The organism is Acidobacteriota bacterium (assembly GCA_009691245.1).
In the GTDB taxonomy this organism is placed as follows: Bacteria; Acidobacteriota; Terriglobia; order 2-12-FULL-54-10; family 2-12-FULL-54-10; genus SHUM01.
In genome coordinates, this window is sequence record SHUM01000002.1 from 65,531 (window position 1) to 88,928 (window position 23,398).

Genomic DNA, 23,398 nt, shown 5'->3' on the forward strand with positions numbered 1-23,398 from the left:
GCGGGCACAATAACTGATTGGCTAGGCTGGCATTCCATCCAAGCATGGCAACCTCATCCCCAAAAACACGTTTGGATATCGCGCTGGTCGAGCGAGGCTTGGTAGAAACTCGCCAGAAGGCCCAGGCACTCATACTCGCCGGTAAAGTTCTGGTGAACAAGCAGAAGATTTCCAAAGCTGGAGCCGCCGTCGCCCAGGATTCCGTGGTGGAACTCATCGCGCCGCCCATGCCTTACGTGGGACGCGGCGGACTGAAGATGGCTGCGGCCCTCGATCATTGGCATATCGATCCTGGTGGGTGGGTAGCCCTCGACATCGGTTCGTCCACCGGCGGATTCACCGATTGTCTGCTGCAACGCGGCGCTGCCCGGGCGATCGCGGTGGATGCCGGTACAAACCAGTTGGATTGGCGCTTGCGCAACAACCCGCGAGTGCGAGTTCTCGAAAACACCAACGCGCGGTATCTTACATTCGAACAGATCGGTGAACAGGTGGACATTGTCGTAATCGATGTCTCGTTCATCTCGGTAAAGCGCATCTTGCCGGTGCTCCCCGCGTTCTGCAAGGATGGCACACAATTGCTGGTCCTGGTGAAGCCGCAGTTTGAGGCTGGCCGTGAGCAGGTTGGCAAGGGCGGGATCGTGCGCGATGAGGCGGTGCGGGACGCCGTCGTGGAGTCCGTCCGCCAAGCGGTTTCCGCCGAAGGTTTCCGCCATCTGGGCCACATTGCCTGTCCCGTTTTGGGTGCGGAAGGAAATCAGGAGTATTTGCTGCACGGAATATTTGTGCGCTCCGCTGCACTGACCACTGCCGCCACGCCCGCAATTGAGCGATAATTAACGATCAGCTAGGCCACATGTATTTATCAAGATTTTAGAGAACCGACCGAGACGAGCAGGAGTCCAAAGGCTGGAACGGAATGTCGATACGAACCGTAGGAATCATCTCCAAACCGCGCAAGCAAAACTTGGCTGAGATCATTCCGGCTCTGGTGGTGTGGCTGCGCGGCAAAGAGCTCAACCCATTATTCGACCGCGAAACGGCGGCCAGCCTGGACACTGATCTGCGCAACCAACTCGCCGTTCCGGTGATAGCCCGCAATGAGCTGGGGGCAGCATGTGATCTAGTACTGGTCTTAGGCGGCGATGGAACTCTTCTGGCTGCGGCCCGCGCGGTCCGCAAGGACAATGTCCCGATACTTGCGGTAAACCTCGGCAATCTGGGCTTTCTCACCGCTGTTACCATGAGCGAGCTTTACGTCAGCCTCGAACAAATATTGAAACAAGAACATCAAATAGAAAGACGCAAGATGCTCACAATAGAGGTTATCAGTGGAGAGGTTGTAGCGGCTACCTATCACGCGCTGAACGATGCAGTCATGAACAAGGGCGCCATATCGCGCATCCTGGATTTTGAGACTCGGGTGGATGGCCGATTCTTGAATCTATTCAAAGCAGACGGGCTGATCATATCCACACCCACCGGGTCCACAGCCTATTGTCTGGCCGCTGGCGGACCGATTGTGCATCCGTCCGTGGATGCCTTCATCATTACGCCAATTTGCTCGCACACGCTCAGTAACCGGCCGCTGGTAATTTCTGACCAGTCGGTGGTCGAAGTGATCGTTAAGACGGAAGCTGAGTCGGTTTTCCTTACCGTGGATGGCCAAGTCGGCCTAGCGTTACATGCCGAGGACCGTATCCGCTGCAGACTGTCTGAGAGCCACATCGAACTGGTCCGGCCGCCCAACAAGGATTTCTATGAAGTGCTGCGCAGCAAGCTGAAGTGGGGGGAGCGGTAGGAAGCTAAGCAGCCTCCCTCCGCCAACGTTTGCGCCGTCCAGCGTGCCTGAATTATTTATTGAGAATCTTCCTGAAACCTTTTTTACCGTTCCACCGTTATCTGTACATCCCCGTTACGAGGCGGGCGCTCACCCCAGCCCAATCAACAACCGAGCGCCCGCCTTTTTTGTTTCTACACCCCGCCACAAGCTAATTTCTGGCACATCTCTGATCCTCACTTCCGGCTCAGTACTCCATCCATTACGAATCACTTTGACCACTTTCTTTCTCCACTAAGCTTGACACCTGGCCTAAAGTGCAATAAAGTTTGGCCACATGCAGGTTTGGTCTATTTTTCAGGAGCTCGCAAGGAACATCGGGGGCCTTACGGCTCGTTTAGCAATCTGGACTGACAAAGGAGAAATGAAAATGACTGGGAATCGAAGCGCCATGAATAGTGGACATTGGGCATACGTCCTTGTTGTATTGATGCTGGCGGCCAGCACGGCCACAAGCCAGCTCCCGACAGCAACCATTCTGGGAACCGTGAAAGATACCAGCGGCGCAGTGATCCCCGGCGCTAATCTCACCGTCCACAACACGGAGACAGGACAGACACGCGCCAGTGTTTCCGGCGCAGATGGCGCTTATAGATTCTCCGCATTGCCGGTAGGCAGCTACGAGCTGCGTATCGAGAGCGCGGGCTTCCAGTCCGAAGTCCGCAGTGGTCTGACGTTGGCTGTGAGCCAGGAAGCTGTGATTAATGTGGCACTGCAAGTAGGCGCCATTGAGCAGACGGTTGAAGTAACCGGTGAGGCCCCCCTGGTGAATACCACCAGCGGCTCGCTCGGCGGACTGGTGGATGAGAAGAAAGTTGCCGAGCTACCGCTGAATGGTCGCAACTATGTGGACCTTGCCTTTCTGCAACCCGGTATTCAGCCGGAACGTCGGACGGGCGGGGGACCGGTGATGGCCGGGCAGTTCTTCAGCAGCAATGGAGCGCCGCCGCGCTCGAATAACTTCATGCTGGACGGCGCGATCATGCAATCCAGCAACGACACCAGCTCGGCCTCCAGCACCAACGCCACTCTTGGGGTAGAAGGCATTCGCGAGTTTCGCGTGGTCTCCAACGCCGCCAACGCCGAATATGGAATGCGCATGGGCAGCCAACTGGTGCTGGTCAGCAAGAGCGGCACCAACGATTTTCATGGCTCGGTGTTTGATTATCTTCGCAATAGCGCGCTGGATGCCCGCAACTTTTTCGATAAAGTGACGGCCCGCACCCCGCGCCGCCTGCCCGCGTTCACCCGCAACCAGTTCGGCGGCTCAGTCGGCGGGCCCATTAAGAGCGACAAGACTTTTTTCCACGCCGTATATGAAAGCCTGCGCGAGCGCACCGGCCAGACGCTGACTTTCACAACCATTCCGCAGTCCTGCCGCACGCAGGGTTCGCTATGCACAAGTACTCCCTCATTTGCCGTACCCGTTATCCCACCGGTCATTCGTCCGTTGCTGGATCTCTATCCTGTGTCCAACCTGCCCAATGATCAGGTCACCTTCCCGTTCAATCAGCCGAGCGACGAGCACTACGGCCAGGCGCGTGTGGACCAGAATTTTTCCTCCGACGACAGCTTGTTTGTCCGCTATACGGCGGACAGCGCCGAGCGTCTGCTGGCACCTGGATTGGACGGTTTTGCCAGCACCCGGCCAAGCCGCTCACAGTTCGGAACGATCTCCGAGACACACATCTTCTCGCCCGCCGTGTTGAACACCTTCCGCTACTCGTACAGCCGAACCAAGCTGGCATCAGAGAATCCGACCTCGGAGGGAGCGCAGTACGCCTTTGTCCCCGGACAAGGGTTGGGAACGATCAATCCCGGCTCTGGCGTGTCAACTATTGGCAACGGCACGGACGCCAGCACCACCATCCAGAATGTGTTCACATGGAGCGATGACTTGTTTTACGCTCGCGGCGCGCACTCATTCAAGTTTGGCACGCTGATCAACCGCTTTCAGCCCTGGCTCAAAACCGGAACCAATGTGCGCGGCGTGATCCGCTTCGCCAATCTGCAAACCTTCCTGCAAGGTAATACCAACAACGTAACTGCCGTGACGCCCGGTTCGATTGTGGACCGCACCTACCGTTACACCACGTATGGTTTCTACGCGCAGGATGACTGGCGCGCGACTTCCACGCTGACCTTGAACCTGGGATTGCGCTACGAGTTCCACTCCAACTTTGTCGAGCGCTTCAATCAGGGTGCGGCGCTGCGCGACCTGGTCTCCGACCGGGACACCACCGTGGGCGATGTTTTTATCAACCCGTCACTCAGGAATTTCAGCCCGCGCTTCGGCTTTGCCTGGGACGTGCGCGGCGATGGCAAGACAGCGGTGCGCGGCGGCTTCGGCTTGCTCTACGATGTCGCCGGCGGATTCATGGCGGGACTGAAGATCTCGACCGTGGCCACCCCACCGTTCTCCAGCCAGAGCACGGTAAGTGTTACGCAGCCGCTCACGCTGCCCCTGACCTACCCAGCCGATGCTGTGGGCCGCGGCCTGCGCCTTCAGGACTACCACATGCAGCAGCCGCATCTGCTCTCCTACAACCTCACGGTGGAGCGCCAACTGCCTTTCGGCATGGGAGTGACTGCCGCCTACGCCGCCTCGCGCGCCATCAACATCCTGCAAGCCAAGGAAGGCAACCCGACCGTGCCGCTAGGTGTTCCACAAGCTGGGGCCTGCGTTGCACGCCCGGCGGGCACCGCGTATGTTCTCAACTCACCGAAGTGCTGGCTGGGCATCGGCATTGATCCCAGAACCAATCCCAACTGGACCAACATCGAGTTGGTAACCGCGGGCACCAGTTCCTGGTACAACTCCTTGCAACTCTCTCTGCAGAAACGGCTCAGCCAGGGACTGCAATTCCAAAGTTCCTTTACCTGGTCGAAGGCGCTTGATGAAGGGCAGCAGGTGATCGTCGGCGACACCAGCGATTATCCTTCAGACCCCACCGATCGCCGTGTAGATAAAGGCCCTGCTGGCTTTGATATTCGCGGCAACTGGCGCTTCAATGCCATTTATCGGATTCCAGAGATCGCCAGCGGCTGGAAAGGCAAGCTGCTAAATGGCTGGTGGACCAGTGGCATCTGGAGCGTGCAGTCGGGCTTCGCGCTGACGCCGGACCTGACTTCCAACCGCTCGCGCTCCAACAACAACAACGCCTTTGGAGGACCGAGCGACCGGCCTGATATTCTCCCTGGGCGCAACAATGAAAACATCACCAGGGGAACGACCGCGGGCTGCACCGGTGTAGCCGCCGGACAGAAACTAGGCACCCCGGACCTTTACTTCGATCCCTGTGCTTTCGCGGTGCAGGCCGCGGGATTTCTGGGCAACTCCGGCAAGGGCATCCTGCGCGGACCGGGCACCAACAACCTGGATTTCTCACTGGTCAAGGACACCGCGCTAGGCTTGCTGGGCGAGTCGGGCAAACTGGAGTTCCGCACAGAGGTTTTCAATATCCTCAACCGCACCACCTTTGACCTGCCGGCCGTAACCCTCTTTGCCGGCAGCACGGCAGCGACAGGCACCGGGGCCAACCTGCTGGCAGGCGGTGAGTCCGCTCTGAGCACCGCGGGGCGTATCAACGGAACGCGCACCACGTCGCGGCAGATTCAACTGTCCCTGAAACTGCTGTTCTAGCTTTTGGTAGCGCGGATTAATCGGAAGGGCCCGTCGTGAGGCGGGTCCTTTTTTCGTTTCTGGAAGTCGCATTCAGGCTAACGGAAATTCACAATAAACGGCACCGGAACTGTTTCGCCTCCGCCCGGTTTTGGTGAGCTGACTACCAGCGAATAGGTTCCCGCGCGAGCGGTGTGCAATGGGGTGAGCGTAATTTGAAGCTCTGTGGCGCTGATGAATCGCGTGGCAAGCGGCGCGCCGGCAAATGTGACCACGGTACTCGGCACAAACCCTCGGCCAGTCAGACGGACAATCACTTCCTGACCTTCATCGGCCACCGGAGGCTGAGCATCACGCAACTGCGGCGCAGGATTATAGAGATGCTTGCTCTCGCCTCCATAACGCGGAAATGGAAACTGGTAATCGCTATGAAACGCGGTGTCGGCGATCTCGCCATTCTGAACCACTCTGTTGATCCGCTTCGTGTTGCGTATGTCCGCCAGCGGATTGGCATCCAGGATCACCAGGTCAGCCAGCTTCCCTTCCTCGATGCTCCCGAGCTGATCCTGCAGCCGAAGAATCTCCGCGCCCCATAGGGTGGCGGACATCAGCGATTGCATGGGGGTTAATCCGGCATCCACCAATAGCTCCATCTCCTGATGCATGCTCAGGCCCGGCGTCGTCGCGGCGGCGCTATCGGTGCCGGAATAAATTTTTCCGCCGGCTTTCACAAAGCGGCTTAGGAATTCCTGCACGCGACGGTACCCTTTGGCGTACTGCTCCTTCTCAGCAGACGATTTCTCATCCGCCCAATGGTATTGCCCCAGCGTAACCAGCCGCTCATCCAGCGGAACATACTGCAACTGGGGATTGCTCAACAAGCGAGTGTCTTCCAGTTCGTGCTCACGCGTGCGGGGGTTGATTCCCTTCCACTCGAAGTGTAGCGTCGGGTTGATGTACACGTTATTTTTCAAAAGATCGGCAATGAGCGGATCAAATGCAGATGGGTCCATCCACTGATAGAGCGTGCTGTTCTTGTGCCCGGCTTCGATATGCTTGCCTTCAAATAACTTTTTGCCCTCCGGGCTGGTCATGGTGGCAAAGCCGATACCCACCATATGTTCGATACCGTCGATCCCCCACCGGATGGAGTCACGAGCGTCCAGTGAATGCGCGATAATCGAAATGCCCTGGGCATCGGCCTCGTGGCCTAGCGCCGTGAAGTATTCGCCCTTGGTGTCCTCGCGCAACTTGATACAATCGGCCGACTGCTTCACCTGCGCGACAGCCTGCTTGGCATCGGCGGGGCTCTTCATTGTTACCAGAACACGTTTCTCAACCGTGGGAAGATTCTCCTCCGCCGTCGAGCCATCCGTGCCGCCGATGTCCCCGCAGAAGTAAAAGCGCGGGCCGCGAATCTTCCCGCTATTGAGGCCACGCTTGGTTGCCTCCAGCCAATAGAGCGGGTCTCCCAGATCATTCACCGTGGTAACACCATAGGCGAGGAACAGCTCGCCCATATAAGGCCGGTAATGAACGTGGGAATCAATCAGCCCGGGGATGACGAACTTCCCGCGAATATCGATGGCAATAGTGCCAGCGGGTAGACGCGGCACGGCTCCCGCATCACCCACCCACACCTTGCTGATGACGTTGCCTTCAATCAAAATATTTGCATTCACCTGCGCAGGCTTGCCCGTCCCGTCAATCAGCGTTCCGCCCTGAAGCAGAATGTTCTCCGCGCCGGCTGACTGGAGCGCTAGCGTAAGCACAACAATCATCAAACAAGGCATGGCCCTGGAAAACAAGACGGCCCAACGACAGCTTTCACAGAAGCTTCTGCTGAATCGGTTCACGGAATCCTCCACATTAACCGCAGTAGCGGGTTATTCCTTTACGGGCAACACATGGATCGCTTTGATCACCAGCAACACTTCGTCGCCCTTCTTGAGCTGCAACTCTTCCACCGACTCGGTGGTCAGTACGGAAGCCAACTCGCCTGGTTTCGATACCCTGAACTTCACCAGCGACATGATGTCGCCCTTCTTCACGGATGTAACTTTACCTTGCAGATTATTCCTTGCTCCAAACTTCATGTGATCCTCCTTCGCGCGATTCCATCGGTTCTCCAACAAAAATCATCAAACAAAATGATCCTCTCACCGTGGATTCATTGTAATGCGTTCCCGCAACAATCGTCCGCACCATTACAATACTATTGTTCCTTACTTGCCGCCACCGAGCGTAACGTCAAATTCCGAAAGGGCAGACCATTGGCAGTTCCTGGTCCATTGAACGAAGCATCCTCCGCAACGATTGCGTCTCGCAGCCCCGCGGTCCGATCCACGGACAGCGATTGTATTGTGGTGGGGGCAAGCTTTGCTGGGTTGGCTTGCGCTACGGCGCTGGCCACCGCTGGACATCGCGTTACGGTACTTGAACGCAAAGCGGACGTTGCTGAAAAGTTGCACACCACGGGAATTATCGTCAAGGAAGCGGCTGAAAACTCTCCGATACTTGAAGGGCTGCCCAGCGAGATGGTCCGACGAATCAACGGGGTCAGGCTCTACGCACCGAATCTGCGGCACATTGACTTGTCTTCACCGGGCTACTATTTTCTGGCCACCGATACCCCGGCAGTGCTGCGCTGGCTTGCCCACCGCGCAGAAGATGCGGGCGCGCGAATCGCCTATCGCAAGGCTTTCGACGGGGCGGAGCGCATCGCCGAAATATTCAGCTTGCCTCATGTCGGAACTACGCGCTACCTGATCGGCGCCGATGGTCCTCGATCAATCGTAGCCCGTGAATTTGGCCTGGGCAGGAGCAGTGAGTTCCTGCACGGACTCGAGTACGAGTACGACACGGCCGGCTGCAGGACACTGCGATGCTTCATTGCTTCATCAACCGCCAGATCGCGCCGGGTTATATCGGTTGGGTTGTCGCTGGGGTCGGCGTCGTGCAGGTTGGCTTGGCCCTCCGCATGAACAATTATCGGGGAACTCTCGTTGAAGCCATGGAGCAGTATCTCAAAACAATAGCGCCCGTATTTGACTTCCGCGATCGCAAGCCTGTCTCGGTGCGCGCCGGAGGAATTCCCTGCGGCGGTTTGGTGAGTCCGCTATCCGCGAGTGGAGTCCTACTGGTAGGCGATGCCGCTGGCATGGTGTCGCCCGTAACCGCTGGTGGAATCCACACGGCGCTTAAGCACGGGTGGGCAGCAGGAGAAGCGATCTCCGAATTTCTCTCTGGTCGCGCTGCCGACCCGGCGGGTTGGTTCGTAAATTCGTATCCACGGTTTCGCATGAAGCGTGTTCTCCGAGCAATGTTTGATACGTTTCAAAGCGACACACTCTTCAATTTGTTGCTGGGAACGCCGCTGATGCGCGCTGCGGCCGAGTTGGTTTATTTTCATCATCAAGGGGTATTCAGGAAGAAGTAGCGCATTACCAGGAAGCGATGGGAGAGCGAAGTGTGTCAGAAGCAGTCTTGAATGTCGGCAAATAAACGTGTACTCTGAGGCCCACTTGGTGGGGATCAGCTGAGGTTCCGATGATAATTTCCCCCAGTTGCTCTAACAGAGAAATTTTATTTCACGCAAGAAAGAGGATGACCATGAGAATGAAATTCGTGATATCAGCCGCTATGCTGGGTGCCGTGCTGTGGATGGCGGGAAGCGGAATGGCGCAAAGCGCCGGTGGACCGACCGCCCCAAAACACGAAACTGGATACGCATTGAAGAAACCGGTATTTGGCGGTGCGTGCCCGACCTGCCCGTGGGGAGAGATGGGGGAGATCGTGCGCGAAGCAATGAAGGGATATGGCTGGGACGTCCAAATCTGCTATGTCTGCGCTGGCGGGCCGCGCGAAACGCGCATGGTGTCTGGAGCGATGATGCCCGAGCCGCGCGGCACAGGCGCGGAACCTCTGCCCAAAGGCCCCGTGGATTTCGGCGCAACCGGCTCGCAGTTCCTGCAGTGGGCTTATCTCGGCATCCATGATTTTGCCAAGGACAAGGAAGGGCCACGCAAACATCTACGCGTGATCGCGCACATCCAAGAGCCGACGTATTACGTGGTCGCGGTGAAGGCCAGTTCCGGCATCAAGAATCTGAGCGAAATTGTGGAAAAGAAGTTGCCCGTGAAGGTGCTGGCCACCACCAGCATCGGCGGCGATATTACGCCCACCGTGCTTGAATTCTATGGTCTCTCGAAAGAGAAGATGGCTTCGCAGGGCGGCGAGTTGCGCACGGAGAGCGGCGCCGAGCATCGCCAGGGTCTTGAGGTCATCATCGGCTTCGGGTCGATGGTCAACGCTCCGGAATACAACTTCTGGTATGAGCTGACCCAGAAGGAAGATTTGGTTTATCTGGAGATCGCGCCGGCTTTGCGCGCCAAGCTGGCGAAGGAGTTCTACCTGGTCGAGAAGACCATGCCGCAGGGATACTTCCGCGGCATCAATCGCCCCATTCAAACACTGGGGCGCACGGGCACCGTCATTTACGGGCGCGACGACATGCCGGACGATTTTGCCTACACTATCGCCAAGGCCATGGACGAGCAGCAGGAATTATTGCAGTGGAGTTCGATGAATTTTTCATACAACTGGCGAAATGTCTGGAAGGCATTTGATGTGCCGCTGCATCCCGGTGCGGCCAAATATTATCGCGAAGTGCGCTACATGAAGTAGCCCTGAGTTTCATGTGAGTAAAAAGAGAAATAGGGTGGCGAATTGAATCGCCACCCCCTTGTTATTGTGATTGTTGTCAGGCCTAGTTGTCGCCCTGCTCGATGCGAGCGCGCCACGGAGTTGCATCCGAGGGGAACTGGAATCCCACTGCGGGCCTGTTCCACTTCTTGGCCATGTCCTGATGCAGAAAACGCGTTACGCCGCCCACCACGGTAAGCTGCGGAACGATGTCAGGAATCGCCGCGGTAGTAGCCGAGAAGAAATCCTTGTTCAGTACGGTAAAGTCAGCATACTTGCCCAGCTCCAGCGTGCCGATTTCCTTCTCCTTCAGCATGTATTGGCCCGCCCAAGTGGTAAACAACTTCAACACCACCACGCGGTCCAGCCTCTCTTCGGGCAGAACCACGCGCCCATTCACTTCGCGCGTGATCAGGTTGTTCATGGTGCTGCCCACGGCGCCGCCCTCGAAATGGCCGACTACGGTGAAACCGTTGTCCAGCCACTTCTTCACCGGCATCATGAAGGCTTCGGCTTTCGGCCCGTAGTCCTGAATGTATTCCTTCTCGCGGACCAGGCGCGGCGGATTGACGTTGATGATGATCCCGTATTCCTTGATCTTGGCCATCACGTCCGGCACGTAGCCAAGCGCTTCAACGTGCTCGATGGTGGGCCGCAGCGCGCGAATATCGGCGGCGGTCATGTTGGTTTCCTTGACGACCTTGTCCATCAACTGCGTGAAGCGGCGCACGCCGTCGCTGGCAAGACCATGCACGCCGGCCAGACGCCATCCAGCCTTGAGCGCGTTCTCCAGAACGTCCCAATAGAGGATGCCCGCCTTGGGGCACAGCTCACGCATCTTGATGACCGCCGGCGCGGGAAGATCAGGACCCAGACAGGATTGCGGAAAGCTCGAATCCCACAACTCGCTGGCCACGCCGTGAATCCACAGCGTATCGTCGCCCAAGCCGGTCAAATTGCCGGAGTAGCCGTAGAACTTGCGAACGAAAGCGGGATCTTCTGGCTTACGGTGAACTTCGTACAACGCGCCGAAGCGGATCGGCATATCCAGTTCGCGGCGGATATAAGTTACCGTGTCCATGATGCGCGGATTGTGAACACGCGAGGCAAACGTGGTGATGCCCTGCGAGATCAGTCGTTCCCATCCGCGGCGAACCACTTCGCCCAGCCGGCGCTGCGACTGATTGCGGTAGAAAACATTCCAAGTCAGCGCCGTCTGCTCTCCGACAGCGATAATGCCGCGCTGCACGGCTTCGGGCACGTCGGTGATCTCCGCCGCCGCATACTCATCAAAGTTCGGCATAAACTTTCGTGCGATCTCCCAACCCGCGTCATTCATGGTCGCGCGGCTGGCCTGCTGTACGATCACGGGATTTTTCGGGGCCAGACGATTCAGCCGCTCACGCGGCTCCAGCTCGCCGCGCACCACCCAGGAGAAGATGCGGTTCGAACTGATGTCTTCCTTGGAATTCGCCGTGATGCCGATGTGAATCCAGTCGCCGTCTTTGGATTTGGCAACCGAATCCGTGATGGCCTTCTCCACCACCATCCGAGTTGATTCAATGTCCTTGCCGGCCATTACATTCATCTGAATGCCATTGTCCGGCGAGCGCACGCCCATCTGTGCGGCCACGCCGCTGCCGAAGTTGTGATTGTGAGTGTCGATCAGGCCGGGAATCATGGTCATCCCCTCCAGATCGGTAACTACCGTCTTGGGACCGGCCAGGGTGCGAATGTAGGCAGAGGTATTGAGCCCTACAATGCGGCCGTTCTTCACTGCGATGCCTTCGTAGGTGTGTCCTACACTGGTGTTATAGCCGTGATCGTCCATGGTGACGATCTTGCCGTTGACGTAGATGGAATCGGCGTAACCGTGGTCAGCCACTTCTTGCGGCATGGCCATCTGCGCCGCCAACATGCCCGGCAGTGAGACCAGCACTGCCAGAATGGCGACTCCAAATTTGCTTGCGTACTTCTTTCTTTGGTTCATGAAATGGAAGCTCCTTTGCTCCGAATAAGATTGCCCCGTTCAAACTCTGCAAAACCGCACACGCCCAGCAGCCCGCCAGACGTCCAGTATTTCAAAACAAACCTTGTTGGAATGAATTCATCCGTAGAACGCCGTGGCGAATATGATATGACTTGCTTGCACGCGCGTCAATCGCCTATTGCACGCTCTACTGCCGCACACTCGACTACCGCACTCTTCGGCATCAATCTCCGCCGCGGCCCTTTTTCGCGTCCTCGGGAGTGCCGCGCAGCCAATATGACCGGTCCCCCTGATACCCAACCGTCGCAAGGCCCGCAGCCGTAGCAAAGGCAGGCTCGGTGTAAACGGGCTTGCCGCTCACCATTGTCAACACCGGGTCCAGTCGTCCGATCTCTGCCTCCGGCACCGTCAGGTAGTCCTTGTCGAGCACCACCAGATCGGCGTACTTGCCCACCTCAATAGAACCCAGCAACTTTTCCTTTAGCGTGTAGTCAGCGGCCCAACGCGTGTAAGCATAAAGAGCCTCGGTGCGATTGATGCGCTGCTGCGGCCCCCACAACTTGCCGGTAATGTCTACGCGGGTGACCGATGCCTGCAATGCCGTCATCGGATGGAAGGCGTGTTGATCCAGCTCCATCACCGTGCGCAGTCCCTGGTCTATCAACCGCCGCAGCGGCACCACCACGTCCTGCGCGATGTCGCCGAATATCTCCTTGAACGCGCCGATATCGCCGCGCTCCCCGGCATAGATATACTTCGGCCCGCAACTGAATTGGATGCCCAGCTTCTTGGCGCGCGCGGCGTGCTGGTCGCTCAAGTAGCGGCAATGGTCAATCGCCCAGCGGCGGCCGGGCAGGTCAGGATACTGCTTGGCGAGACTCTCGGCGATGTCGAAAAAATCGTCGATGCCCCGGTCTCCACCGGTGTGCATCCCCGCAATACGGAAGCCGTACTTTGCCGCGGCCTTCAACAGATCCGCGTCGCGGTAATTGGCATCGGTCAGACGGCAGAGGCCATTGGGCCCGTAGAACTGATAGCGCCACAGGAAGAAGTTCTTGGCTTCGCGCGGATAGGGCTTGCTCACGCAGCTTCCCGCCAAACCTGGCGTCGAATCAATACTGATCAGTGAAAGGCCGACGGTCCACAGCATGTCGTCGCCCGAACCCCACATGCGGTCGCCGCTCCCGCCCTGCAGGCCTACAATACGACTGACGATGGCGTCGGGCACCACGGAGCGCGCCGCCGTCTCCATGGTGTAGGCCATGCGGATGGGCATCTCGCCGCGCGCATGCAGCCAGCTATAGGCGGCCACCGAGTCTGGGTCCATACGCGCTGACACCGTGGTCAGTCCCTGTGCGGCCACTTCATTCATCTCCATCGCATAGTAAGGTCCGTACTCCGCTGGAACGGTTGGTGTGGCAAATTCATATTCAATGGTCTGGTCGGCGACGCCGCTGATCCATCCCGTGGGCACTCCCTTCGCGTCCTTGTGAATGCCCGGCAGGTCCGTGCCATAACGGTCGATGATCGGCTGCAGCGCCTTGGTGTTAACAAAGCTGTCGCCAGTGGGGCTGAAGAAGATGCGCGCGATGCGCAGTGGATGGTTGGGGACCACCTTGTCAAGATCAAAGCGGGTGATCTCGCCCTTCTGCACCGCAATCGGGAAGACCACCGCCGCCGGTGAACTAGCCCCGCCCGCGCTACCGCCACTCAACGAAGTCTTGATCCACTCGCCGGGCTTCTTGGTGCTGGCCAGCGCGCGCAGAGCCGACAATCCCTGATCGCGAGTAGGCCAGGCGATGGCCGCATCTTCGTCGGTGCGCCGGGTCGGGAAGAAGTGCGCCGCATACTCATTAATGTGGTCGTGCGTATCGATCAATCCGGGAATCACCGTGCGGCCCGCCAGGTCAATCCTCTTGGTAATCGTTCCCGCATACGCCAACGCTTCCTGGTTGGTGCCCACCACCTGGAACTTGCCGTTCCGAATAGCCACGGCTTGCACGGTGCGGTAGTTGCCGATGTTGTCGCTATCCATGGTGAGTATCTTGCCATTGGTCAGAATCAGATCGGCAAAGGGCTCCGCGGCACGCCCCACTGGCGGAAGCGCAACCAAGGTGGCTAGCGCCATCCCCAGGAACATAAATGGACAGAGTCTTGTCGATGTGGTCTGGCGCATTACGCGTTCCCCCTAAATCGAATCTCTCCGCCACGCAGGCGGACAAGATAGGACGAAGTACCCAAACAACTCGCCGCGCGCTTCCGGGCGCGACTATTATCACACAAAAGCAATGTCCAACATGCCGTGTAAATCATGTGGCCGACTACATAGAATGGAAGGCATTCGGGGAAGCGTGGACGATGCTATAATCACGCTCTTGCGTAGCGCAGGATTGATCCCTAAATTCGAGGCTGACTCCAGATGAAACTATCCGACAACTTCCAGATTTCCGAATTCACCCGCAATGATAAGGGGCTTGCCAACGACGCCCCCGGCGAAGTAATCCCGCTCCTGAAAGAATTTTGCAATGACGTGCTGGAGCCCATCCGCACGCGCTTTGGGAAGGTGCGCATCTCCAGTGGATTCCGTGGCGTGGAGCTGAATAAACTGATTGGCGGCACCGCAGACAGTTATCACTGCGCAACTTCAACACGGTGCGCCGCCGACATCCAGACGCCCGGCACGCAACTCCAGGAAGTATTCGATTGGATTCGCATGGAGTCCGGTATTCCCTTCGACAAAGTTATTCTGGAGCGCGGCAAAATCCAGTCATCTGAAACCGACGACTGTATTCATATCCAGTACCAAAAAGAGCCGCAGAGGCTAGCCTACAGCGGAGCGACGCAGGGCCAAAGCTCATACACGAAGGTTGACGTGGCTTAAGTTGGCCGACCGAGCTACCAGCCTACTCCGCGCCCAGGCGAGATCATCTGTTCGCAATCCACTCACTCCAAAAACAAAACGACCGGCACTCACCCTAATCTTGGTGAAGGCCGGTCGCCGGTTTGGCCGCGGACCGCGGCTGATTTACATTTGGAGACAGCGTTCCAGTGACTCGCTGTCTACCTGGACCCAATTACATCCTCAATTACATGGAGGTCCCGCCGGACGGGAAGTCTCCTGTCTTGGTGGTGAACTGAATCGGCGTCAGCGTGTTGGAATCCTCGAACGTCAGGATCTTCTCCGGCACGCCGTCCAGCCCCAGCTCCTTCCAGCGACTGGCGAGGTGATCGTACATCTCGCGCCGAATGCGGTTGCGCGCCGAGAACGTCTTCAGGAACTTGTGCTCCTTGCACGCATTGATCAGCGCCTTCGATCCCCAGGGCCGCTCCTCGGGAGGATTCTTGGTTGGATCAAGCCAGGTCGACCATGTCTCGCGCAGAATGTCGATGTCCTTCTCCATATTGCTGCGCGTGGCGATGGCCCACATCACCTGATGAATGTCCGTGCAGTCGATGTCGTCATCGACCACGATGATCAGCTTCGAGTAGTACGCGCCGCTGGGCAGTTGCGCCGCCAGCGCCGCCGTCTGCGCGGCGTGTCCAGCATAGCGCTGCTCAATCGACACCGCGGTGATGCCGAATCCGCCCGCACCCTCGGGGAAGCAGTAGACACCCTTCACGCCGGGCAGTCCCACCTTATCGAAGTCCGTCCAGATGGACGCGCTGCGCGCCAGCGCGTAGATGATGCCCAGCTCGTTCGCCGGATAGTCCGCCATCAACGCGCAGGTGAGGATGGGGTTCTTGCGCATGCGGATGCGCTCCACTTCAATGTACGGAGTGTGCGCTTCGGGACGGCCATAGTAGCCAGTGAACTCACCGAACGGACCTTCCACTCCAACCTTGCCCGGACGCATGAAGCCTTCCACAATAATCTCCGCGGAGGCAGGCAGCTCCAGCCCGGTCAGGTCGCTGATGAACGTCTTCACAGGCTCATTCCAAAGGCCTCCCGCGTAGTCGTACTCGCACTCCGTCTTGGGCATGGTGATGCAGCCCACGGCCAGCAGCGCGGGGTCGGGACCATACACCGCAGCCACCGGAAAGTCCTTGCCCTGGCTCCAGTAGCGCTCGCTCATCAGACGCGCGTCCTTGCCGGGCGACCAGTAGACGAACAGCTCGTTCTTCGACTTGATCATCTGTCGATAGGTGCCGAGGTTGATGTGGTCGTCCTCCAGATCGCGCGTTACCAGCACGTCCCATGTGCCCAGATAGCGGCCGCCATCGCGGGGCCACATCTTCGGCGCGGGGAAGTCGAACAGATTGATGTCCTTGCCCTCGAGGATAATCTCGTTGACTGGCGCCTGCTCCGGCTTCACCTGGACCGGGGGAATCTTCTTGCCGAACTTGGCCTTGCACAGCTCGATCAGCTCCTGCATGCTCTTGCCCACGGGCAGGCCCATGGCCATGGCCACGCGGTCCTGGCCGGTGCCGAACATGTTCATCAGCGCCGACGACCCGTGCTTGGAGTCCTTCACGTTGGTGAACCACAACGCCGGCGCGCCTTCCTTTTGCGCCACCATGTAGTTCAGCGCGCCCATCTCCTCATTCCAGTCGACCGGCGCAGTGATCTTCTTGAGCTGCCCCATCTTCTCGCACTCTTTTATAAAGTCCCGAGTTGTCTGCATTATTTCCTCCTGATCATTTCACCCTCGACGGGTCAAATTATGCCAAATCCCGAATGTCCATTCACGCCAAAATTGACCAAATTTGCGGCAGAGACCAAAGTGCACACTTTCACGGTTCTGACCAAAGAACGCCGCAATTCACGCGTGTCCCAGATACGCCATACGCGCCGTTTTTTCCGCCCCACAAAATCCGCGAAATCTGCGGATAATTCCGGGATGCGGTCGCGCCGCCAACCATCTTTATAATTGACTCCGCCGCAAAGCTCCAATACATTGTAAATTTAGTACTAATACTTTTTTCGTATTAATCGAATTTTGCCGCGCCTTCTGTCAGAGCCGCAACCGGGAGGGAGTGGTCGTTCAGGGGGCGACCCGGTCCCAGCAGCCACCGCTCCCTTCCGGTCGCGGCTCTGTTGCGATATGGAGATCACACACATGGAACTCCGCCAACTCCGCTACTTCCTCGCCGTCTCCGAAGAACTGCACTTCGGACGCGCCGCGCGGCGCCTGCACATGAGCCAGCCGCCGTTGAGCGCGCAGATCCGCCAGCTCGAGGAGGAGATGCGCATCCAGTTATTCTACCGCACCAAGCGCAAAGTGGAACTCACGGAAGCGGGCCGCGTCTTCGCGCGAGAAGCCCGCCTCATTTTGCAGCAGGTGGAGCTGGCCACGGGACTCGCCGCCGAGGCCAACCGCTCCAAGCAGAACCGCCTCGTAGTGGGATGCTCGCCGGCCAACAGCGAAGTGGTGGTGCGCATCCTGAGCGCGGTCGCGCGACGCAACCCGGCGCTTGCCATCACCGTGAAGAGCCTGCCCACGCCGCAGCAGATCGAGGCGCTGCGCAACAGCCAGATCGACCTCGGCTTCATCACCATCCCCGTGCCGCACGAGGGCCTCGCCGTGGAGCCGCTGTGGAAGGAGCCGCTGGTCGTCGCGCTGCCTCGCGCGCACGCACTGGCCTCGCGCGGCCGCATCGCATTGCGCGCGCTGGAGCGCGAGACACTCATCCTCTTCCCGCTATACATGAGTCCCGGCCGCTACGAGTCCATCGCAGACATGTGCCGCAAAGCCGGCTTCAGCCTGAACGCCGTGCATGAAGTGGACAACATCCACACCATGCTGGAGATGGTCAGCGCGGGAATGGGCGTGGCTCTGCTGCGCGCCTCCGCCCGCCTGATCGAAAACCCGCTGGGTCGTTCTCTGAAACACCCGCTTGGAAACCCGGTCGAAAAGAAGTCGCCGGGCAATCGCGGCATCGCCTTCCGCGACCTGCAACACTCCCCACTAGTCGAGACCGCCCTAGCCTACCGCCCCGACCACAAGATCGCCTCCCTGCCCGAGTTCGCCGCCATCGCCCGCCAGGTCAGCAGCCGATTCGCGTAGAACCAATCCCAGCAATTCAGCCAACACCCTAGGGTGTGCCCACTATTCCTTGATATGATACCTACTGGAAATCGACCAGAGGGAATTAGCCGAACCGTTAAATTACTTATGAGACTAGCAACACAAATGAAGCAAGCGCTGCTTTTTCCTGGCCTTGAAGATACGCCCACAAAAAAGACCGACACAACTTCCACTTTCCAAAGCAATTTAGCATTGCCGATTCATAGGTGGTTTCGGTATTCAGCCGGTTTTTCCGCAGCTTGGGCTAAAGAACTAATTGACAGAGAAAAGGCCAATGGAAGAAAGCGGGTTCTAGATCCATTCGCCGGTTCCGGAACGGTTTTGTTGGAAGGCGAGCAGAGCAATGTTTCAACCATCGGAGTGGAAGCACATCCTTTTGTCTCCCGAATCGCCAGAGCGAAACTACACTGGAGATAGAATCCGGAAACTTTTCGGAAATTTTCCCTTTCAATCCTTGAAGACGCCAAGAGGCAAAGCGCGCACATTGAGGCAATTCCCAAGCTCATCGAAAAATGTTTTCCTCCAGTGGCGATTGACCAACTATACTCACTGAAACGCGCATGGGTAGCCGCATCTGATAACTCCCCGCTCTCTGATCTCGCATGGTTAGCCATGATCTGCATCATCAGGTCGTGTTCACCAGTAGGGACGGCGCAATGGCAGTACGTGCTTCCCAACAAATCCAAGGCCAAGTCGCTCGAACCTTACGCCGCGTTTGAAGCCAAAGTATGGGAATTCTCAAACGACATGGCCATCCGCCAAAGTATGACCCACGGTCCCAAGGCAAAGCTCTATCACGAGGATGCTAGAAACAGTTCTTCTCTTCCTGACGGATGGGCCCAACTCGTTGTAACGTCTCCTCCGTATGCCAACAACTACGACTATGCAGATGCGACGAGACTCGAGATGACGCTGATGGGTGAGATTCAAGGTTGGGGGGACTTGCAAGATGCAGTCCGCAAATATCTGGTGCGTTCTTGCACACAGCACGTGGCCGAATTGAATGGGGAGACGAAGCCCATTCTGGAAGATCCAAACCTCGACCATATCCGGGAGGACTTGACGGTTGTCTGCGATTCGTTGGCAATCGAGCGGGAGATCCACGGCGGGAAAAAATCGTATCACACCATGATTGCCTCATACTTCAGCGACATGGCAAAAGTAATGCGAGCATTGCGTCGAGTGACGGCCAGCGGGGCGTTGGTCTGCTTCGTTGTCGGCGATTCGGCTCCTTATGGAATCTATGTTCCAGTGGAAAAATGGCTGGGGAAGCTTGCCGTCGCAGCCGGGTTTAAGTCTTATCATTTCGAGAAAACCAGAGATAGAAACGTGAAGTGGAAGAACCGCAAGCATCGCGTCCCGCTCCACGAAGGCCGCCTCTGGATAAATGGATAATATGGCGGAATCACCAGCCCATAAATTCGGACAGATAATCGGCGACTTAATAGAGGCGGCCGTTGAGCCTCTGTTGCGGCGGTTCGCCGAGGAACACAAACTCTTTCTCGATAAAAAGGGGCCTCGGCCGGCACGGAGCGGCAGCAAGTTGAGCTGGACCGACGCTCACGGCAATACCCACGATCTTGACTACGTCCTGGAAAGAAACGGTAGTCATGCAAAAACAGGTCAGCCAGTCGCGTTCATTGAAACCGCCTGGCGCCGCTACACGAAACACTCCCGCAACAAAGCGCAGGAGATTCAGGGCGCGCTGATACCCTTATTGGAGACGCACAAGCACCATGCTCCTTTTATCGGGACAATCCTCGGTGGAGTTTTTACCAAGGGCGCGTTGAGCCAACTCGAGTCACTGGGATTTTCCGTTGTCTACTTCTCGTATGAAAGTGTAATTTCGGCTTTCAAACGTGTCGGTATAGTTGCGTCTTTGATGAAAAAACTGCTGATGCTGAGTTTGCAAAAAAGATTAGGGCATGGAAATGGCTGAGTAAGGCCAAGCGCATGCGTGTAGCCACAACTCTGATTGAAATCAACGCAGAACAAGTTCAAAGCTTTGTGGATAAGCTCAACCGCGCGGTCACAAGAAAAATCAAATCAGTGCGCATCCTTCCACTTCACGGAGCAGCTGTGGAATGGAATTCCATTGAAAAGGCAATTGCTTTCGTCGAACAATACAACGAACTCTCAGCGCCTCAACCGATCGTGAAATACGAGGTCCAGATTCTGTACAGCAACGGAGACCGAATCGAAGGGCAATTCGCAGACAGAAAAGATGCTATCCAATTCCTCCGCGGCTACGCGCACGGCGCCTAAGGTTAGGCTGATCCATTTAGGATGAATAGCACTTTTCGGAGTACACCGAACACACTGGAACATCACGGCTGTCACGAATCCGCCGGATGCACTGGCGGGATACCTCTGCCAGCGCCCCGCATTATCCCTTCCCCAAAAATTTAAATACGGATATTGACAAGCGGCGGTGAAGTGAGCGAAACTGGTTATTCCTTATTGCAAGTCATTTGCAATAAGGAATCCTGCAAACAAATAGTGGGGCAAGGCGAACACGGAATATCGTACGGGGATAAACGCGCGGCCTTATTGCAACACATTTGCATTTAGATGCTGCGCGGAACAGAAGGAGAACGCAACCTATGAAGGCAGGTTTCAGCGCAGGGTTACAAGGTCAGCAGTTCCGAGTCATGACTTTTGGGGGAGTCTGGACGCGAGGCATCGTCTTAGCTGTCGTCCTGGCCGTCTCCACTCCGCTTCGGGGGCTGGGGGGACTGGCGGCGATGGCGCAGAATGCTCCGGACACTTCGGCCAACGCGGCGGATCGCGCCACGCTGCGCGACACTGAGGTGCGCGGCGTAACGCTGCGCGGAGTCGTACTGGATTCCTCTGGCGCGGCCATCGCTGGAGCAGCGATCACTGCCCGGCCTGAACAGTTCCCTGAATATGCCTCCGAAGAAGCCATCGAACCGAATGCTTCAGGCGCGAGCTCTACCGTCTCCGATAGCAACGGCGAATTCACGTTGCGGCTGGCTCCCGGCAGATACGCGTTGCGCGCCTCGGCGGAGGGCTTTCAGGAACATTCGCGGATCGTAGCAGTCACCGCAGTCGCCGCCGACAGCACCGGACTTTCCACGCCCACGGCCACGATTTCGGCCACGCCCGCGGCCGCGCTCGCGAATGAGCCTATAGTGGAGAATATGCTGGTGATTATTCTGGCGATTGCGCCGCACAGCGAGACCGTGCTGGTGAGCGAGATGACCGAGTACCTGTCGCCCACCATCGGCAGCGCGACCAAGACGCTCACGCCGCTGCGCGACGTTCCGCAGTCGATCACCGTGGTCACTCGCGAGCTGATTCGCGATCAGGCCATGCAGAACCTCGGCGACGTGGTGCGCTATGTGCCCGGCATCGCCTACCATCAGGGGGAGAACAATCGCGACGATGTGGTCATTCGCGGCAACCGCTCCTCGGCGGATTTCTTTGTCAACGGTATCCGCGACGATGTCCAGTATTACCGCGACCTTTACGATTTGGAGCGTGTTGAGGCGTTGAAGGGACCGAACGCGATGATCTTCGGTCGTGGCGGAGCGGGCGGAGTGATCAACCGCATCACCAAGGAAGCCGCCTTCGCCCCTCTGCACGAGATCACGCTGCAAGGCGGCTCGCATGGTAATAAACGCATGACGGCCGACTTCAATCAACCACTCGGGGATCAGCTCGCGCTGAGGATCAACGGCATGGCGGAGGATTCCGGCAGCTTTCGCAACTTTGTCGGACTCGCGCGCACCGGCATCAGTCCAGCGCTCGCCTACATGCCCAGCCAGCGCACCAAAATTACCTTTGGATACGAACATTTCCGCGACCGCCGCACCGCCGACCGCGGCATCACGTCGTTTGAGGGCCGTCCCGCCAACGTGCCCATCGAGACGTTCTACGGCGATCCGAAGCAAAGCAAAGTGCGCGCCACGATCAACCTGGGAACGGCGGCCATCGATCATCAGGCGGGGCGGCTCGGCATCCGCAACCGGATGCAGGCCGGCGGGTATGACCGCTTCTATCAGAACTACGTCCCCGGCACCGCCACCGCGGATAGGCAGTTCGTCGCGCTGACTGCTTACAACAACTCGACCGCGCGGTTTAATATTTTCAACCAGACCGACGTAACCTATCGCCTTTCGACCGGACCCATGCACCACACGCTGTTGGGAGGCACCGAGTTGGGACGGCAGGTAACCGACAACTTCCGCCAGTCGGGATTCTTCCACAACACCTCAAGCTCCATTCTCGCGCCCTTCTTCAATCCCACCATCGACACGCCGATCACCTTCCGCCAGAATTCGAGCGATGCGGATAATCACCTGCGGGCGCGCGTGACGGCGACTTATCTTCAGGATCAAATCGCGGTTTCCCGTTACGTGCAAGTCATTGCCGGGGTGCGCTTCGACCGCTTCGAGTTGCGTTATCAAAACAATCGCACCACCAATAGCAACAACGCCATTCTGGACCGTGTGGATCATCTGGTCTCGCCGCGCGCGGGAATTGTGGTGAAGCCCGTTGAGCCGCTCTCCCTCTACGGAAACTACAGCGTGTCGTATCTGCCCAGCTCCGGCGATCAATTTTCGGCACTGACGACAATTACCCAGCAGGTGAAGCCGGAGAAATTTACCAACTACGAAGCCGGCGCGAAGTGGGACATTCATCGCGCCTTGTCGCTCACCACGGCCGTCTATCGTCTGAACCGCACCAACACGCGCGCGACCGACTCGAATGACCCCACGCGCATTGTGCAGACCGGCAGCCAGCGCAGCAACGGTTTCGAGGTGGGGCTGGCGGGCAATGTCACGAGCAACTGGAAAATTGCGGGCGGGCTTGCCTGGCAGGATGCGTTCGTCACCAGCGCGACCACGGCGGCGCGCGCTGGCGCGCAAGTGGGGCAGGTGCCGCATCACACCTTTTCACTGTGGAACAACTACCGGATCATCCCGCGCATCGCAGTCGCCCTGGGCATCCACCATCGCGGCGACATGTTCGCGGCCATCGACAACACGGTGGTGCTGCCGGGCTACACGCGAGCCGATGGGGCCGTCTTCGTCTCGCTCACCGAGCGTGTGCGCCTGCAAACGAACATTGAGAACCTGTTCAACGCGGTCACCTTCGCCAACGCCGACAGCAACACCAACATCTCACCGGGCGCGCCTCGCGCCGTGCGCGTGGGACTGATCGCTCGCTTCTAAATCGTTTTCTGGTGTATC

Annotated in this window: 14 protein-coding genes and 2 pseudogenes; 11 read left to right on the forward strand and 5 right to left on the reverse strand. The window is 57.8% G+C overall.

The features are described 5' to 3' along the window. Positions 1-44 precede the first annotated feature (44 nt). From EXQ56_01105 to EXQ56_01115, 3 genes are all read left to right on the forward strand, one after another. On the forward strand, positions 45-836 hold the full coding sequence (locus tag EXQ56_01105; GenBank protein MSO19057.1) for a TlyA family RNA methyltransferase: 792 nt from the start codon (positions 45-47) through the stop codon (positions 834-836). Positions 837-919: 83 nt separating this feature from the next. Further along, a complete protein-coding gene (locus EXQ56_01110) occupies positions 920-1,801 on the forward strand; it encodes an NAD(+) kinase (protein MSO19058.1) in 882 nt (293 codons plus the stop codon). 316 nt (positions 1,802-2,117) lie between these two features. Next, positions 2,118-5,483 carry a TonB-dependent receptor gene (locus tag EXQ56_01115; protein MSO19059.1) on the forward strand — a complete coding sequence of 1,122 codons (3,366 nt, stop codon included), beginning with the start codon at positions 2,118-2,120 and terminating at the stop codon, positions 5,481-5,483. Positions 5,484-5,560: 77 nt separating this feature from the next. Here EXQ56_01115 and EXQ56_01120 read toward each other — a convergent pair whose 3' ends face one another. Further along, complete coding sequence (locus EXQ56_01120) at positions 5,561-7,255, reverse strand: hypothetical protein (protein MSO19060.1); 1,695 nt, start codon at positions 7,253-7,255, stop codon at positions 5,561-5,563. 93 nt (positions 7,256-7,348) lie between these two features. Then, positions 7,349-7,558, reverse strand: coding sequence for a molybdenum-binding protein (locus tag EXQ56_01125; protein MSO19061.1), 210 nt, complete (start codon positions 7,556-7,558; stop codon positions 7,349-7,351). A gap of 54 nt (positions 7,559-7,612) precedes the next feature. Between EXQ56_01125 and EXQ56_01130 the strand changes: the two are divergent. Beyond that, positions 7,613-8,901, forward strand: a pseudogene (locus tag EXQ56_01130) (NAD(P)/FAD-dependent oxidoreductase). A gap of 110 nt (positions 8,902-9,011) precedes the next feature. Further along, positions 9,012-10,148, forward strand: a complete 1,137-nt coding sequence (locus EXQ56_01135) for a TAXI family TRAP transporter solute-binding subunit (protein MSO19062.1) — start codon at positions 9,012-9,014, stop codon at positions 10,146-10,148. Positions 10,149-10,230: 82 nt separating this feature from the next. On the opposite strand, the gene EXQ56_01140 is transcribed toward EXQ56_01135, so the two are convergent. Continuing rightward, positions 10,231-12,156: a hypothetical protein gene (locus EXQ56_01140; GenBank protein MSO19063.1), complete on the reverse strand. Its 1,926-nt coding sequence runs from the start codon at positions 12,154-12,156 to the stop codon at positions 10,231-10,233. Between the two features lie 223 nt (positions 12,157-12,379). Beyond that, positions 12,380-14,332 (reverse strand): hypothetical protein, encoded by a 1,953-nt coding sequence (locus EXQ56_01145; GenBank protein MSO19064.1) that lies wholly within the window; start codon positions 14,330-14,332, stop codon positions 12,380-12,382. 243 nt (positions 14,333-14,575) lie between these two features. On the opposite strand from EXQ56_01145, the gene EXQ56_01150 reads away from it, so the two are divergent. Beyond that, the gene (locus tag EXQ56_01150) at positions 14,576-15,037 is read left to right on the forward strand and encodes a hypothetical protein (GenBank protein MSO19065.1); all 462 of its coding nucleotides are present in this window, start codon (positions 14,576-14,578) and stop codon (positions 15,035-15,037) included. A gap of 205 nt (positions 15,038-15,242) precedes the next feature. Here EXQ56_01150 and EXQ56_01155 read toward each other — a convergent pair whose 3' ends face one another. Next, positions 15,243-16,778, reverse strand: coding sequence for a UbiD family decarboxylase (locus EXQ56_01155; GenBank protein MSO19066.1), 1,536 nt, complete (start codon positions 16,776-16,778; stop codon positions 15,243-15,245). 420 nt (positions 16,779-17,198) lie between these two features. Here EXQ56_01155 and EXQ56_01160 point away from each other — a divergent pair, with 420 nt between their 5' ends. From EXQ56_01160 to EXQ56_01180, 5 genes and pseudogenes are all read left to right on the forward strand, one after another. Continuing rightward, on the forward strand, positions 17,199-18,161 hold the full coding sequence (locus EXQ56_01160) for a LysR family transcriptional regulator (protein MSO19067.1): 963 nt from the start codon (positions 17,199-17,201) through the stop codon (positions 18,159-18,161). Between the two features lie 54 nt (positions 18,162-18,215). After that, positions 18,216-19,577 (forward strand): annotated as a pseudogene (locus EXQ56_01165) (DNA modification methylase). Position 19,578: 1 nt separating this feature from the next. Next, positions 19,579-20,121: a hypothetical protein gene (locus EXQ56_01170; GenBank protein ID MSO19068.1), complete on the forward strand. Its 543-nt coding sequence runs from the start codon at positions 19,579-19,581 to the stop codon at positions 20,119-20,121. A gap of 14 nt (positions 20,122-20,135) precedes the next feature. Further along, positions 20,136-20,447: a hypothetical protein gene (locus tag EXQ56_01175; protein ID MSO19069.1), complete on the forward strand. Its 312-nt coding sequence runs from the start codon at positions 20,136-20,138 to the stop codon at positions 20,445-20,447. 338 nt (positions 20,448-20,785) lie between these two features. Further along, entirely contained in the window at positions 20,786-23,380 is a 2,595-nt protein-coding gene (locus EXQ56_01180) for a TonB-dependent siderophore receptor (GenBank protein ID MSO19070.1), read from the forward strand. Positions 23,381-23,398: the final 18 nt, after the last annotated feature.